The organism is Collinsella sp. LCP21S3_C7 (genome assembly GCF_052118485.1).
In the GTDB taxonomy this organism is placed as follows: domain Bacteria; phylum Actinomycetota; class Coriobacteriia; order Coriobacteriales; family Coriobacteriaceae; genus Collinsella.
Genome location: NZ_JBQKHC010000004.1, coordinates 97,722 through 112,629, shown reverse-complemented (window position 1 = coordinate 112,629; position 14,908 = coordinate 97,722). Strand labels below are relative to the sequence as shown.

Here is a 14,908-nt window from a genome sequence, read left to right as displayed (position 1 = left end):
CCCCTTTTTTAATGATACGGCGACCACCGAGATCTACACAGGCATTACTTCGTCGGCAGCGTCAGATGTGTATAAGAGACAGTCTCAGAGGAAGGCACCCGCCCGGAGGCGGCCCTCTTGACCGTTTCGATATGCGTGGGCTGATTCTTTTTTATGTAATGGGGACCTTGCTTACGCTGCCTTAGAAGCCGTGCATCTAACTATGGTTAGCCAAAATTACATTGCCGGGGCCGGGGAGGCATGCTTTGTTTTGAGAAGTTCGCGGAGCCCACTTCTCAAAACAAAGCATGCCTCCCCGGCCCTCGTCTGTAGGCTCTTCCGCTGAGCGAGCAGGACCTCGGACGTTTTTCCGGATGGGCTGTCGATGCCCTTCGCTGTAGAGGTGGGCCGCGGGTAACCCGCTCCATTGTTTCCAAATGAATACGCTGTGAGCCGAGGGCGACGGTTCTCCCCGCAAGCACTCTAGTATGCTAAAGTACCCAGAAGATCGGCGGAGCTATGCCGGTCTTTCGTTCTATATGAAACACAGCATGAGGAGGCTCACCAGATGACGGCCACACCGTGGGGATTCCGGGACATATTGCCCGAGGAGGCTCAGGCACGCGAGGAGATCGCGTATACGGTGAAGGGCTGCTTTAGGGAGCATCATTACCTTCCGGTCGAGACGCCGCTGCTCGAGGACAAGGGTTCGCTCGAGGAGGGCGGCCGCATTGCGGACACGCCGTTTAAGCTCTTTGATGACGACGGTCGCCTGCTGGTGGTCCGTCCCGACAACACGCTGCCGATCGTGCGCCTGGTTTCGACCCGCATGCGCGCGGCCGATCTACCCCTGCGCCTTCGCTACGAGGCGCCGGTGGTTCGCGAGTGCCAGCGCAATGCCGGTGGCTCGCGTCAGTTTACGCAGCTGGGCTTTGAGCTTATCGGTGCGGGCGATACCGCGGGCGATGTAGAGATTGTTTCGCTGGTGGCCGAGGCCGTGCGTAAGCTGGCGCTTCCCGATGCTCGTATTATCGCAGGTAGCGTGCGTCCTTTTAAGGAGTTGCTCGCGGCGTGCGAGGATCGCGAGCTGGCAGCCGAGGCCCTGCGCTGCGTGCATGCCAACGACTTTGTGGGCCTCGATGCCCGCGTGGCTGCCAGCACCGAGTCTGATGCCGTCAAGGCCGCCATTAGCGAACTGCCGCGCCTGCACGGTGGTGCCGAGGTGCTCGACCGCGTGGACGCGCTGCTGGAGGCCGCCGGTATCGCCGCGCCGCCGACGCGCGAGCTGCGTGCCCTGGTCGAGGGTTTGGCTCCCGAGGACGCCCAGGTGCTGTCGTTCGATTTCTCCATTATGAACTCTTTCGATTACTACACGGGCCTGGTCTTTAAGGCCTATGCCGGTGGCTTGCCCGATCCGGTCGGTTCGGGCGGACGCTACGACTCCATCTTTACCGGCGCATTTGGCGACGGCATCGAGGTGCCGGCGGCGGGCTTCGCCTTTTCGCTCGAGCGTTTGGAGGCCGCTCGTACCTCGGCAGAGGACACCGCTTCCGACGGCGATCACGCCGCGGGCCGTGGCGCCGAGGGTCCGCTGCGCATTGCCGTGCCCAAGGGCTCGCTCAAGGCAGACACGCTCGACGTGCTCGAGGCCGCGGGCCTGGACGTCTCTGAGTTGCGTGACCCCGGCCGTCACCTGATTGTGCGCGGTCGCGACACGCGTGCCGGTGAGGGCACGGTCGGCGATATCGAGTTTGTTATCGTGCGACCCAGCGATGCGCCCGCCTTTGTGGGCTGCGGTGGCGCCGATTGCGGCATCTGCGGCTGGGACTCGCTCATCGAGGCCGACCTCAACCTGCTGCAGCTGGTCGATCTGGGCTATGGCCTGTGCACCTTTATCGAGGCAGAGCCCGCGTGGCGCGCCGGTCAGGCCGAGCGCAACTATGCTCGCCGCGGGTCGCTTCGCGTGGCAACCAAGTATCCGCGCATCGCGAGTGCCTGGTATGCCGAGCGCGGTGTGAACGCCGATATCGTCTCGCTGCACGGTAACATCGAGCTGGGCCCCATCGTCGGCATGACCGACCGTATCGTGGATATTACCGCCACGGGTGCCACGCTGCGCGACAACGATTTGGTCATCACCGGCCGCATTATGGACTGCACGGCGCGCTTTTTTGTCAACCCGGGCGCCGCTCGCTTAGATCCGCGCGTACGTAATCTGGCAGATCGCTTGGCGGCGGCCGTTAAGGACAAGCATTTTGAGCCCGTTGCGGGCTCGGCACAATAGCGCGAGCACGCACGGGCGCCCCAACGTCTGGGCTGCGGGCCGATGGGCGCCGCCGCCCGGCCGCTCGTTTTTCGAACACAACCTCGACCGATAGGGGACACCGATATGAAGACTATCAAGCTTGCTCCCGGTGAGCGTCTCGTTACCAACCAGCTCAACCGTAAGGGCGTGCTGCCGCAAAACATCGTCGACGCCGCCCGCGATATCGTGGCCAACGTGCGCGCCAACGGCGATGCCGCGGTGCGCGACTACTGTCAGCGTTTTGACGGTGTTGAGCTGCAGAGCTTCCGTCTGCCGCAAGAGCAGATCGATGCCGCGCTCGAAGGCCTCGACCCGGCCTTTGTCGCGGCGCTCGAGAAGGCTGCGCGCCAGATTCGCGAGTTCCACCAGCGCGAGGTCGAGCAGAGCTGGTTTACCACGCGTGCAGATGGCACCATGCTCGGGGTTAAGGTGACCCCGCTTGCGGCGGCCGGCATCTACGTGCCGGGCGGTCGCGCGCAGTATCCCTCCACGGTGCTCATGAATGCCATTCCCGCCAAGGTGGCCGGCGTTGAGCGCGTGGTCATGGTGACCCCGCCGCAAAAGGACGGCCTGATCAGTCCCTACACGCTCGCGGCGGCAAAGCTTGGCGGCGTGGACGAGATCTATATGGTGGGCGGCGCCCAGGCCGTGGCCGCGCTGGCGTACGGTACCGAGACCATTCCGCGCGTCGACAAAATCACCGGTCCGGGCAACGCCTTTGTTGCCGCGGCCAAGCAGATTGTCTCGGGCGACGTGGGCATCGACATGGTCGCCGGCCCCTCCGAGGTCTGCGTGCTGGCAGATGCCACGGCCAAGCCCATGGTGGTCGCGGCTGACCTGATGGCCCAGGCCGAGCACGATCCGCTAGCAGCCTGCTATCTGGTGACCTGCGACGAGCAGTTTGCGCGCGAGGTCGAGGCGGGTATCGACATTCTGGTGGCACAGTCCCCGCGTGCCGAGATCACGCGCGCCTCGCTCGACAACGAGGGCACCATCGTGGTGGCCGCCGATATGGCTGCTGCCGTCGAGGCGGTGAACACCGTGGCGCCCGAGCACCTAGAGCTGCACTGCAAGGATGCGATGGGCCTGCTCGGCGGCATTCGCAACGCCGGCGCCATCTTTGTGGGCGCTTGGAGCTCCGAGCCGCTTGGCGATTATGTTGCCGGCCCCAACCACACGCTGCCGACCGGCGGCACGGCCATGTTCTCCAACCCGCTTTCGGTCGAAGAATTCGTCAAGCGCTCGAGCGTCATTTGCTATACGCCCGAGGGCCTGCTCTCGGACGCTCCCGCGACGCAGCGTTTGGCCGAGGCCGAGGGCCTGTGGGCACACGCGCTTTCCGCCGCACTGCGTCGCCGTGTGCTGGAGCAGGGCGAGGGTGCCGTGAGTGCTGAGTCTCTGGCCGCGGCCGACCTGACCAAGGTCGCCTGGCCGGGCGACGCCGTGGCGACGGTCGCCGAGGGTGTGGACCTAGCGGCTGCAAGCGCGGATGGCGCTGGCGCGACCGGCGAGGAGGCCTAATATGGCCGAGCTGACGTCTCGCATGAAGGAGCTCGTCCAGCCCTACTTGGCTGGCATTGAGCCCTACGATCCCAACTTTACGCCCACGCGCATCAACCTTTCGGCCAACGAGAACACCTATCCCGTGCCGGCTGGCGTGCGCGAGGCGGTCGACGCCGCCCTGGCTGCCACGCCGCTCAACCGCTACCCCGATCCCATGTCGAACGACCTGCGCGACGAGCTTGCCGCTTGGCATGGCGTGGCGCGCGAGAATATCTGCGTGGGCAACGGCGGCGACGAGCTGCTCTATAACTACCTGCTGGCGTTTGGCGGCGCGGGGCGGACCCTGCTCAACTGCCCGCCGTGTTTTAGCGAGTATGCGTTCTTTGCGTCGCTCTGTCAGACCGAGGTGCGCGACGTGTGGCGCGACCCGGCGACCTTTGAGCTCGACCAGGCTGCCGTGCTCGCGGCGGCGCCCGAGTGCAACTTGGCCATTGTGACCTCGCCCAATAACCCCACGGGTGACGTGGCACCGCTCGACTTTGTCGCGGCCCTGTGCGATGCGTGCCCCGGCATGGTGATGGTCGACGAGGCCTACGTTGAGTTCGCCGACGCTTCGTTTGGCGCGGCCACCACAGCGCAGGGACTTATCGCCGAGCATCCCAACTTGGTGATCCTGCATACGCTGTCCAAGGCGTTTGGCGCCGCCGGCACGCGTCTGGGCTATGTGATTGCGGCGCCCGAGGTCATCGACGTGTTCGCGGCGATTCGCCAGATCTATTCGGTCAACGTGCTGAGCCAGGCGGCGGCGCTTGCCTGCGTGCGCGCCCGCGATGCGTATGCGCCCGTGGTGGCACAGGTCGCATCCGAGCGCGAGCGCGAACTGTGTGCCCTGCGCGCAATGGCTGCCGGGGGTCTGCCCGTGGAGGCATGGCCGAGTGCGGCGAACTTTGTGCTCGTGCGCACGCCGCATGCTACGCGCGTGCGTGAGCGCCTGCGCGACGAGTATTCGATTTTGGTGCGCGACTTTAGCTACGTGCCGGGGCTTGCGGACTGTCTGCGCATTACCGTGGGCACCCCGCAGGAAAACGATGAGGTGCTGGCTGCGTTTGCCGCGCTGGTGAAGGAGGAGATGTAGATGAGCCGTTATGCCGAGGTGACCCGCAAGACGGGGGAGACCGACATTGTTGTCAAACTCGACCTGGACGGATGCGGCGTGTGCGATATCTCGACGGGCGTACCGTTTTTCGACCACATGCTCAACGCCTTTGGCCGCCATGGCCTGTTTGATTTGACGGTGCATGCGGTAGGCGACGTGGAGGTCGACGCGCACCATACCGTCGAGGACACGGGCATTGTGCTGGGTGAGGCGTTTTGCCAAGCGCTGGGCGACAAGGCGGGTATTACGCGCTTTGCCGACGCGGCGATTGCCATGGACGAGACGCTCGTGATGGCCGCCGTGGACATTTCGGGTCGCGGCCAGGCCTACTGCGAGCTGCCCGTGCCGACCGAACGTGTGGGCAGCTTCGATACCGAGCTGGCCGTCGAGTTCTTCTATGCCTTTGCGCGCGATGCCAAGCTCACGCTGCACGTGCGCGAGCTCGCAGGCGGCAACTCGCATCACATTATCGAGGCCGCCTTTAAGGCCGTGGGCCGCACGATGCGCCACGCCTGCGAGCTCGATCCCCGCGTGCAGGGCATCCCCAGCACCAAGGGCTCGCTGTAGCCTGCCAAAAAGGGACAGGTTTATTTTGGCAGGTTTTATCTGCGGAAATGCTGTCTCATACGGTGGGTGAACGTTTAACCGACCAAAATAAACCTGTCCCTTTTTGGCAGGTTTTGAATGGGAAAAAGGAGGGTCGCGTGGGCGAACCGAAGATCGTGGTGGTCGACTACCACAAAGGCAACTTGTCGAGCGTCGTGCGCGGGCTTGTGCGCGCCGGTGCCGCCGCCTGCACGTCGGACGATCCGGAGCAGATCCGCCGCGCCGACGGCCTGGTCATCCCGGGCGTGGGTGCGTTCTATGACGCGATCGCCTTTATGCGCCAGAGCGGCGAGGCGGACGAGGTGCTCGACGCCGTTGCCGCCGGAACCCCGCTGCTCGGCATCTGCCTGGGCCTTCAGCTATTTTTTGAGCGCGGCAACGAGGGCGTGCCTGCGGACGAGGGCGCGGTCGCCGACGGCAGCGCCCCCGAGCAGGCTGGCGGTCCCTGGGTCGATGGCCTGGGCATTATGCGCGGTTCGTGCACGCGCTTGGAGTCGAGCCGCCTGAAGGTGCCGCACGTGGGCTGGGACCAGGTGCACATGACGCCCACCGGTGCGGCCGATCCGCTGCTTGCCGGTTTTGCCGAGGGTGCCAACATGTACTTCACCCACAGCTACGCGGTGGCTGACGACGCCGATGCCGCCGATGTGCTGGCGTGCACACACTATACGCGGAGCTTCCCGTGCATCGTGCGCCATGGCAACGTGTGGGGCTGCCAGTTCCATCCCGAGAAATCCTCCGCGCTGGGTCAGCGCATCCTTAAGAACTTTGTGAGCATCGTCGAGGAGGTTGGCCGATGATCCTGTTTCCCGCAATCGATCTGATCGGTGGCAAGGTCGTGCGCCTGGAGCGCGGTGACCGCAGCCGCTGCAAGGTATATTCCGACGATCCCGTGGCCGTTGCCCGCACGTTTGCCGAACAGGGCGCGAGCTGGGTGCACGTCGTCGACCTGTCCGCTGCCTTTGGCGAGGACGAGGGCGCACGCGCTGCCAACTCGGCGGCGATTAAGGCCATCTGCGGCGTCGACGGTCTGTCCGTGGACGTGGGCGGCGGCGTCCGCTCGCTTGCGCGCATCGACGAGTTGGCAGGCTACGGCGCATGCCGTATCGCGCTGGGCACCGTGCTGGTGACCGAGCCGGGTTTTGCCGAAGTGGCAGCCCAAGGCTTTGGCGAGTTGCTGGTGGCAGACATCGCCGCGCGCGACGGTCAGGTCAAGGTGAACGGCTGGCGCGACGGCGCAGGTGTGGCGCTCGACGATGCCGTGGCGCAGCTTTCCGAGCTGGGCTTTAAGCATCTGGTGTATACCGACATCGCGCGCGATGGCATGCAGACGGGTATCGATGTGGCGGCGTATCGCCATGTGGCCGAGGTCGCGGGCTTTCCCGTCGTGGCTTCGGGCGGCATCTCGACGCTCGACGACATCCGCGCACTGGCCGCGGTGGGTGAGGGCGCGATTGAAGGCGCCATTACCGGCCGTGCGCTCTACGAGGGCAACTTTACGCTGGCCCAGGCGTTGGCCGCCGCCCGAGGGGAGGAGTAGCCCATGCTTACCAAGCGCGTAATTCCCTGTCTGGACGTCAAGGACGGCCGCGTGGTCAAGGGAGTTAACTTTGTGAGCTTGCGCGATGCGGGCGATCCGGTGGAACTGGCGCGTGCCTACGACCGCGAGGGTGCGGACGAGGTCGTCTTCCTGGACATTACCGCCACGAGCGACAACCGTGCGACGACCATCGAGATGGCGGCGCATGCGGCCGAGGAGCTCGCCATTCCCTATACCGTGGGCGGCGGCTTTCGCGACCTGGCGGGCATGCGCACCATGGTTGCCGCCGGTGCCGACAAGGTGTCGCTCAACTCGGCGGCCGTGCGCGATCCGTCGCTGATTAGCCAGGCCGCCGCGGCGTTTGGCAGCCAGGCCGTGGTCGTGGCGATCGATGCCAAGCGCGTCGGTTTGCCCGGCGCACCCAGTGCCGACAAGTGGGAAGTCTTCACGGCGGGCGGTCGCAACGCCACGGGCATCGACGCGGTGGCGTGGGCCGAGGAGGCGGCTCGTCGCGGCGCCGGCGAGATCTTGCTCACCAGCATGGACCGCGACGGCACCAAGGCCGGTTTTGATTTGGCGCTCACCCGCGCCGTAGCCCGCGCGGTGCCAATCCCCGTCATCGCGAGCGGCGGCGTGGGCACGCTCGAGCATTTTGCCGAGGGCGTGATCGAGGGCGAGGCCGACGCCGTGCTGGCGGCGAGCGTCTTTCACTTTGGAACCTTCAGCATTCGCCAGGTGAAGGAGTATATGGCCTCTCAAGGCATCCCTGTCAGGTTGGACTTCTAGCGCTGCGGCTTGCCCAGGCACCCGACCTTCCGGCTCCAACCCTCCTCGCGTACTTAAGTACGCGTCGTCGGGCTTGTCGCTCGGAATCTCGGGCACCTGGACAACCCTCGCCGACCTGCGAAGTTTGAATTTGGGGAGAGAAATGGAAGAGATAACCGATCCTTCAAAGCTTGCGTACGACGCCCGCGGGCTGATTCCTTGTGTGGTTCAGCAGTATGACACCGGCGAGGTGCTCATGGTTGCCTGGATGAACGAGGAGTCGGTGGGGCTGACGCTCAAGACCGGCACCACGTGGTTTTGGAGCCGCAGTCGCCAGGAGCTCTGGAACAAGGGCGCGACGAGCGGCAACATGCAGGAGGTTCGCGAACTCTGGGCCGACTGCGATAGCGATACGCTGCTGGTCAAGGTCGACTCGCCGGGTCCGGCCTGCCATACCGGCAACCGTACCTGCTTCTTTAAGAAACTCGCGTAGGGCGGGCGCTCGACCAGGCGCTTGGCCAACCAGAAAGGATTGAACCATGGGTGTGCGTACCGCAAATGTTCAGGATGGAAATATCGGCGAGACGCTAACGGGGCTGGCCGAGGTGATTCACGGTCGTCGCGATGCGTCGCCGCAGGAAAGCTATACCGCTCGACTGCTGACCGATGTGGAGGATGAGCTGCTCAAGAAGCTTGCCGAGGAGGCGAGCGAGGTGATCATGGCCTGCAAGGATAACGACCATGATCACATTCGCTACGAGGCTGGCGACCTGGTCTACCACCTGCTCGTGACGCTTGAGCGCTACGGCATTACCCTCGACGAGCTGGCCGGCGAACTCAACGCCCGCCGCCACTAGTCGTTAAAGAACGTCCCCGATGACCATAGAAGTTGCGGTGGAATAGTTCTTGTTTGACGGTCTTAGGGCTATAAACAGGAGCTATTTCACCGCAACTTATGAAGGGATGGCTAGGCGAGGGGTGTGGACTCCCATTCGCCGGTGGGGTGGGGGATGTCGAAGGTTCGGTAGCCGCAGTCGTAGGCATGGGCTTGGGCCTCGCGGATATTCCAGCAAATATCACAGGCGCGGTGCGCATCCGAGCCAAAGGTAATGGGCGCCTCGGCATGGGCAAAGCAGCGCAAAAGGCCGGTCGCGGGATAGTAGTCGTCGAGCCCCTTGCGCGGTGCGGCGGTCGAGACCTCAACGCGGCGGTCCGTATCGTGCGCACACTCGGCCATCTGCCGCCAAAACGGCGCGGGGTCAAAGTCGGGCGCAAAGCCTTCCTTCGAAAAGCGCATGACCAGGTCGGGGTGAGCCATCACATCAAAGTTGAGCGAGCTTTCGCAGGCGCGGCACCATTCATCGACATAGCGCTCCCACACGCCGCGCACACCTAAGTTTTCCCAAACGTGCAGGTTGGTGTCGTCGTCGATCCAGCCGCAGCGTGAGTCGGGCGTATCGGGGCGTGCGACGCCCTCTGTCCCCGTCGCGCCCGCAGCGCCTGCCATGATATTGCCCGGGTTACCAATCCAATGCACGCTGCCCAGGCGTACGACGGCGCCTCGGGACCAGCGCTCAACCAAAGGCTCGCAGCCTTCGTACCAATCGCACTCAAAGCCATAGACAAGCTCGAGCTCCGGCGCAATCTGCGCGGCAAGCTTGCAGGCATCCTCAAAAGCCAGACGATGCGCCGGCAGGTCGCCCTCGACAACCTGCACCTCGCAGGTGGCATCCATGCTGGCAGGCAGGGTAAGGTGATCGGCCGAGACCATGGTGCGGCAACCGGCTGCAGCAGCGGCGCGGACGTTGTCTTCAAACGAGGCGTGTCCGTCCGAAAACGAGGTGTGAGTATGGCAATCGACCAGCGGGCAGGCAGACATGGTGGCTCCTTTACGTCAAGCGAATCTGCTCCATTGTAACGGCGCGGCCTCCAGTGCGATGTACGCGCCGGGGGGCCGAAATCGACTGGAAAGGACGGGCGGCGCATAAGGGCGGGCTCGCGACATCGGCCTTGCTTCGAATCATGTACCTCAGCCTCCAAAACCGACAAAAAATGACATGTTTGGAGGCTGATGTACATGTTTGGCCGAGGCGGTGGAGTGTCGGTTCTTGCAGACAAGGAAAATCGCGCTCATCGCGCGCCGCCACACTTGCGCCGCTCGCGATGTGCTAGCGTTTGGGTGAATAAAACGAGCCCGTGCGGAAAGGAGCCGGACCGTATGCAACGTGGAACTACATCTCCGCTGTCCCGCGAGACCGATGCGCCCGAAACCATCGTCAAGCTGGAGTGCGACATCGACGACGCGTCGCCCGAGGTGCTCGCCTACGCCGCCGACCGCCTGCGCGAGGCCGGCGCGCGCGAGGTGCACTGGCTGCCCCTCTATTGCAAGAAAGGCCGCCCTGGCTGGCAGTTGCAGGTAATCTGCACCCACGAGGATATCGAGCGCCTGCAGACGATCATCTTTTTGGAAACCACGACCAATGGCATCCGCCGCCAGGTTATGGAGCGCGTTTGCCTGCCGCGCTACTTTGAGCGCGTAACGACGCCGTGGGGCGAGGTGTCCGTCAAGGTGGCCACCTTGCCCGACGGCAGTGAGCGCGCGGCGCCCGAGTACGAAGACTGCGCCCGCCTTGCCCGTGAGCACAATGTGCCGCTCCAACGCGTGATGCAGGCGGCCCAGAGCGCGGCACTGCGATTTGAATAACGCGGCTGGTGGCGACATTCCGCGCCCGGCCACGTCAACCCCACCCCGAAAGGACCTCCATGAAATACCTCATCGCTTCTGACATCCACGGCTCGGCATATTGGACCGAGCGCCTCTGCGCTGCCATCGAAGCCGAGCAGCCCGACCGCATCGTCCTGCTGGGCGACCTGCTTTATCACGGTCCGCGCAACGACCTGCCGCGCGACTATGCTCCCAAACGCGTGATTCCGTTGCTCAACGCCCTGGCCGACCGCATTATCGCGGTGCGCGGCAACTGCGACGCCGAGGTCGACCAGATGGTTCTCGACTTTCCCGTCATGGCGGACTACGCCACGCTGTTCGACGAGGTCGGCCGCGAACTGTTCCTGACGCACGGCCACGTCTTTGGCGCCGGCATGCACAACAGCGTCGATCACGCGCCCGCGCTGCCCGAGGGCTCCGCGCTCGTCTACGGTCACACGCACGTCAAGGTCAACGAGGAAAGCACCGCGCACCCGGGTCTGTGGCTCTTCAATCCCGGTAGCGTGAGCATCCCCAAGGACGGCACGCACAGCTATGGTATCTACGAGGGCGGCGCGTTCCGCCATGTGATCATGGAGGAGGACTAACCATGGCCGAGCACATGGCTCAGCAAAATGCCGAAGGTTCGCGTGACCTGTCCACGCTGGTCGATGCATCGGCCGAGTTACAACATCTGGTACAGACTATCTGGCGCCTGCGTCAGCCCGACGGCTGCCCGTGGGACCGCGAGCAGACGCACCAGAGCATTGGCAAGAACATGATCGAGGAGGCCTACGAGGCGCTCGACTGCATCGAGGCGGATGACGCGGCCCATCTTCGCGAGGAGCTGGGTGATGTGCTCATGCAAGTCGTGCTGCATGCACAGATTGCGGCGGACGCCGGCGAGTTTACGCTGGCCGACGTGGCGCGCGATATCGACGCCAAGCTCATTCGCCGCCATCCGCACGTGTTTGGCGATGTGGATGCCGGCAGCTCCGACGAGGTGCTCAAGATTTGGGACGAGGTCAAGCTTGCCGAGAAGGCCGCCAAGGACCAGGCCGTGGCGGCGGGCGAGGCTGCGCCCGAGGGCCTGCTCGACGGCGTGCCCACGCATCTGCCGGCGCTGATGCAGGCTCAGAAGGTTTCGCGCAAGGCGGCTGCCGTGGGCTTTGAGTGGGATACGGTCCAGGACGTGTGGGACGAGGTCGCCGAGGAACGTGCCGAGTTTGAGGCCGAGGAGCCCGGCTCGCCCGAGCGCGAGATGGAGTTTGGCGACCTGCTCTTTGCCCTGGTCAACGTTGCGCGCAAGGAGGGCATCGACGCCGAGAGCGCCCTTCGTGCCAGCACGGCAAAGTTCCGCCGCCGTTGGGCCGCGATGGAGCAGATGGCGGCCGATGCCCATGTTGATCTTGCCGAGCTTTCGACCCACGGGCTCAACGACCTGTGGGATGCCGCAAAGGCAGAGGAGTAGGACACGGTGTTGGTCGGCGGGGCGTAAGGGCGGCGTCCCGTCGACTTGCCCGTTGGCGACCACGTGCGCTCGAGTAATGGATTTGTCCTACGGCTCGTCCGGCTGGTCCGCCCGCGTGCTATAACTAAAGGACTTAGCGCAAACAAACCTCAACCGCACAAGGCGCACATGGATCAGATTTACGACAACAGGCACTATTCCGCCGGTTCGCGCGAACCGTCACCTCGCCGTGCGCATTCGGTGCAGCTTGGCGGGTCTGGTTATGCTGGCGCTGATCGCTCCAGGTATAGCTCGCCGGCGACTTCGCATCCCAATGCTCAGCCAAATAGTTCCTCGGACAGTCCGGTGCGCCCATCGCGTTCCAAGCATGCGTCGCGCCCTTCGACCCAGGCGTCCGACAAGCCGCGCCGTCCCTCAAGCCGTCTTTCGGGCTCGGACTTTATGCACTACGCCAACGATAACGCGGTGGTCAAGGCAATCTATGATTTTACCCACGGTCCCCAGCGAGGGCTGTTTGTTGGCATTGTCGTCGCCCTGGCGCTCGTGAGCCTGTACTTTCCCGTGCGCGACCTGTATGTGGCAAAACGCTCGAGCGACATCTTGGCCAAGCAGGTCGAGATTCGCGAGCAATATAATGACGACCTGCAAAAAAACGTCGACAAGCTGCTCTCGGAGGAGGGCATTAAGGACGCGGCGACCGAGGACCTGGGTCTGGTGATGCCCGGCGAGAAGAGGATTGAAGTGCAGGGCCTGGACGACGATTCCGATGCCTCGTCGAGCAAGAAGTCGTCGAACGCCAAGAAGGCCAGCGAAGTTGCCAAGGAAATCGAAGAGGTCGGCAAGGACGCGCCGTGGTACATCCAGACGCTCGACATGCTGTTTGGATTTAACGGCGTCGAGGGCCAGACAGTCGTGTCCAATGGCGAGTAGCGCCCGGAGGGGGGCCGCAATGACGAATTGCAAACGATATAAGGTGGCGGCGATTGACCTGGGAACGGTGTCGTCGCGACTGGTGCTGGCCCAGGTCGAGGACGGGGCGATCGTGGAATCGTCCAAGCATACCGAGATTACCGACTTGGGCGAGGGCGTGGACGCAACGGGGCGCTTTTGTGAGGCGGCCGTTGGGCGCGTACTCGCTGCGTGCCGAATGTTTGTGGACGAGGCCCGTGCCTTTGGGGCCGCGTGCATCTGCACCACGTGCACGAGCGCCGCGCGCGATGCGTCCAATGCCGCGCTGCTGCTGGACGGCCTGCGCGAGCTGGGGCTCGAGCCGCAGGTGATTCCGGGCGAGGTCGAGGCGCGCCTGACGTTTTTTGGCGTGGCGCACGACTTTGCCGGCGAGCGCATCATTGTTACCGATTCGGGTGGCGGATCCACGGAGCTCGCGACGGGCGTCTATGCGCCGGAGCGTGGGGTCTTTGCGCTGGAGGGAACGCGCTCGCTGGACATCGGTTGTCGCCGCGTGACGGAGCGGTTTTTCTCGGCGCTGCCGCCAACGGGCAGCGAGCTTGCGGCTGCTGCCGGCTGGGCAAACGAGCAGTTTGCGGGCTACTTTAAGAGCTTGCCTGTCGACTTTGAGCGAGCCGAGCGCCTGGTCGCGGTGGGTGGCACCGTCACCACGCTCGTTGCGCTCGTTCACGAGCTGGAGCCGTATGATTCGAGTTTTGTGCACCTGCGCGAGCTTTCTCTGGACCAGGTTTCGGCCGCTATCGAGCGCATGTCCTCGCTGGATGTCGCGGGCATCGCCGCGTTGCCAGGCGTGCAACCCAAGCGTGCGGGCGTGATCTTGGCTGGTGCTGTGGTGATTCGCGAGCTCATGCGAGCCGGCGGCTACGACGCGCTCACTGTAAGCGAGAACAGCCTGCTCGCCGGAATGGCCGCCACCATCAACGAGGTTCTCGACGGCGCGACCCCCACCATCGCCTGGACCCCCAGCCTCAGCGTCCTTTAACCATCCCCTCATAAGTTGCGGTGAAATAGTTCCTAAATGGGCTGATAAACTGCCAAAACAGGAACTATTCCACCGCAACTTAGAGGCTTGACGGTATCCAAAAGAAGCGAGCCCGCATTCCAAAGGGACACGGGCTCGTAAACAATACGTGGTAGGGGCGGTGGGACTCGAACCCACAATCCTTGCGGCGAGAGATTTTAAGTCTCCTGCGTATGCCAATTCCGCCACGCCCCCGTAAGACTAGAAGTCTAGCACAAGCCGTCCGTTACGCGTTGACGGCCATCGAGTGTTGGCCCGACTTCTCGAGGAACTCTTGGAACTTTGCCTCGTCGCCCTTGTTTTGGTACTGCAGGGCCAGCAGGTACTCCAGTCGGCAGCGCTTGACCGGGTCGTTGCCGACATCCTCGAGCATGCGCTCCAGCTCGGGAATGTCGTTGTGGCGCTTGAGGATCATCGTGTCGTACATCAGCTGGCATTCGTGCGCGACTGCCTCGGCTTGGCCACCCTCAAAGCCCTTGATCTCGTGCAGCAGCTCCTTGGACTTTTTGCGGTCCTCCTGGCCAACGTAGTAGTTAAAGGCCTTGATCACCAGATCGACGCGCTGCATCTTGGGCAGGTTGAGCCCCAGCAGCAGGTCAAACATCTCGTCGGCGCGCTCGTGGTCCTCGCGCAGCAGATAGGAGTTCAGGCGCAGGTAGTCGCGGTTGTAGCGCGGGTACAGCATGCTGGTGAGTTTGCCGTCGAGCAAACGATCGAACTCGTCCCACTGTTTGGCGGCCATGAGCCGCTGCAGGCGTTTAAACGTGGTGCGTTTTTTGATGCTAAAGAGCAGCGACACGGCGATACAGATGACAACGACGACGGTCCAGAGTGTGCGGGAATCGGGCATATTGAGCTCCTCGGTCGCTCGTAAAACAAGCGGTATGAC

Annotated in this window: 16 protein-coding genes and 1 tRNA gene; 14 read left to right on the top strand and 3 right to left on the bottom strand. The window is 63.7% G+C overall.

Annotation, left to right across the window (positions count from 1 at the left end; genetic code table 11):
- Window positions 1-547: 547 nt before the first annotated feature.
- The 9 genes from hisG to hisE all read left to right on the top strand — a co-directional run bounded on the left by hisG (window position 548) and on the right by hisE (window position 8,711).
- The gene (hisG, locus tag ACTQ1E_RS03335; RefSeq protein WP_152068000.1) at window positions 548-2,263 is read left to right on the top strand and encodes an ATP phosphoribosyltransferase; all 1,716 of its coding nucleotides are present in this window, start codon (window positions 548-550) and stop codon (window positions 2,261-2,263) included.
- Between the two features lie 105 nt (window positions 2,264-2,368).
- On the top strand, window positions 2,369-3,805 hold the full coding sequence (gene hisD / locus ACTQ1E_RS03330) for a histidinol dehydrogenase (RefSeq protein WP_152067999.1): 1,437 nt from the start codon (window positions 2,369-2,371) through the stop codon (window positions 3,803-3,805).
- Window position 3,806: 1 nt separating this feature from the next.
- Entirely contained in the window at window positions 3,807-4,922 is a 1,116-nt protein-coding gene (gene hisC / locus ACTQ1E_RS03325; protein ID WP_441564717.1) for a histidinol-phosphate transaminase, read from the top strand.
- On the top strand, window positions 4,923-5,510 hold the full coding sequence (gene hisB, locus ACTQ1E_RS03320) for an imidazoleglycerol-phosphate dehydratase HisB (protein ID WP_427795451.1): 588 nt from the start codon (window positions 4,923-4,925) through the stop codon (window positions 5,508-5,510). It abuts the gene before it with no gap.
- 137 nt (window positions 5,511-5,647) lie between these two features.
- Entirely contained in the window at window positions 5,648-6,349 is a 702-nt protein-coding gene (gene hisH, locus ACTQ1E_RS03315) for an imidazole glycerol phosphate synthase subunit HisH (protein ID WP_441564715.1), read from the top strand.
- The gene (locus ACTQ1E_RS03310) at window positions 6,346-7,089 is read left to right on the top strand and encodes a HisA/HisF-related TIM barrel protein (protein WP_427718862.1); all 744 of its coding nucleotides are present in this window, start codon (window positions 6,346-6,348) and stop codon (window positions 7,087-7,089) included. The genes hisH and ACTQ1E_RS03310 overlap by 4 nt, the downstream gene beginning before the upstream one ends.
- Window positions 7,090-7,092: 3 nt before the next feature.
- Window positions 7,093-7,875, top strand: a complete 783-nt coding sequence (gene hisF, locus ACTQ1E_RS03305; RefSeq protein WP_441564713.1) for an imidazole glycerol phosphate synthase subunit HisF — start codon at window positions 7,093-7,095, stop codon at window positions 7,873-7,875.
- A gap of 142 nt (window positions 7,876-8,017) precedes the next feature.
- Window positions 8,018-8,347, top strand: a complete 330-nt coding sequence (gene hisI / locus ACTQ1E_RS03300) for a phosphoribosyl-AMP cyclohydrolase (RefSeq protein ID WP_154515095.1) — start codon at window positions 8,018-8,020, stop codon at window positions 8,345-8,347.
- Window positions 8,348-8,393: 46 nt separating this feature from the next.
- Window positions 8,394-8,711, top strand: a complete 318-nt coding sequence (gene hisE, locus ACTQ1E_RS03295; protein WP_006235893.1) for a phosphoribosyl-ATP diphosphatase — start codon at window positions 8,394-8,396, stop codon at window positions 8,709-8,711.
- A gap of 110 nt (window positions 8,712-8,821) precedes the next feature.
- On the opposite strand, the gene ACTQ1E_RS03290 is transcribed toward hisE, so the two are convergent.
- On the bottom strand, window positions 8,822-9,733 hold the full coding sequence (locus ACTQ1E_RS03290) for a PHP domain-containing protein (RefSeq protein ID WP_441564711.1): 912 nt from the start codon (window positions 9,731-9,733) through the stop codon (window positions 8,822-8,824).
- A 339-nt stretch (window positions 9,734-10,072) separates the two neighbouring features.
- Here ACTQ1E_RS03290 and larC point away from each other — a divergent pair, with 339 nt between their 5' ends.
- The 5 genes from larC to ACTQ1E_RS03265 all read left to right on the top strand — a co-directional run bounded on the left by larC (window position 10,073) and on the right by ACTQ1E_RS03265 (window position 13,980).
- Window positions 10,073-10,558 (top strand): nickel insertion protein, encoded by a 486-nt coding sequence (larC, locus tag ACTQ1E_RS03285; protein ID WP_441054196.1) that lies wholly within the window; start codon window positions 10,073-10,075, stop codon window positions 10,556-10,558.
- A gap of 59 nt (window positions 10,559-10,617) precedes the next feature.
- Window positions 10,618-11,166: a phosphodiesterase gene (gene yfcE, locus ACTQ1E_RS03280; protein WP_427748071.1), complete on the top strand. Its 549-nt coding sequence runs from the start codon at window positions 10,618-10,620 to the stop codon at window positions 11,164-11,166.
- A gap of 2 nt (window positions 11,167-11,168) precedes the next feature.
- The gene (gene mazG, locus ACTQ1E_RS03275) at window positions 11,169-12,029 is read left to right on the top strand and encodes a nucleoside triphosphate pyrophosphohydrolase (protein ID WP_441031361.1); all 861 of its coding nucleotides are present in this window, start codon (window positions 11,169-11,171) and stop codon (window positions 12,027-12,029) included.
- A gap of 168 nt (window positions 12,030-12,197) precedes the next feature.
- Window positions 12,198-12,959, top strand: a complete 762-nt coding sequence (locus tag ACTQ1E_RS03270) for a hypothetical protein (RefSeq protein WP_441564709.1) — start codon at window positions 12,198-12,200, stop codon at window positions 12,957-12,959.
- A gap of 19 nt (window positions 12,960-12,978) precedes the next feature.
- Window positions 12,979-13,980 carry a Ppx/GppA phosphatase family protein gene (locus tag ACTQ1E_RS03265; RefSeq protein WP_441564707.1) on the top strand — a complete coding sequence of 334 codons (1,002 nt, stop codon included), beginning with the start codon at window positions 12,979-12,981 and terminating at the stop codon, window positions 13,978-13,980.
- A gap of 149 nt (window positions 13,981-14,129) precedes the next feature.
- On the opposite strand, the gene ACTQ1E_RS03260 is transcribed toward ACTQ1E_RS03265, so the two are convergent.
- Window positions 14,130-14,214 (bottom strand) — tRNA-Leu (locus tag ACTQ1E_RS03260).
- 31 nt (window positions 14,215-14,245) lie between these two features.
- Window positions 14,246-14,869, bottom strand: a complete 624-nt coding sequence (locus tag ACTQ1E_RS03255; RefSeq protein ID WP_427718884.1) for a hypothetical protein — start codon at window positions 14,867-14,869, stop codon at window positions 14,246-14,248.
- Window positions 14,870-14,908 lie beyond the last annotated feature (39 nt).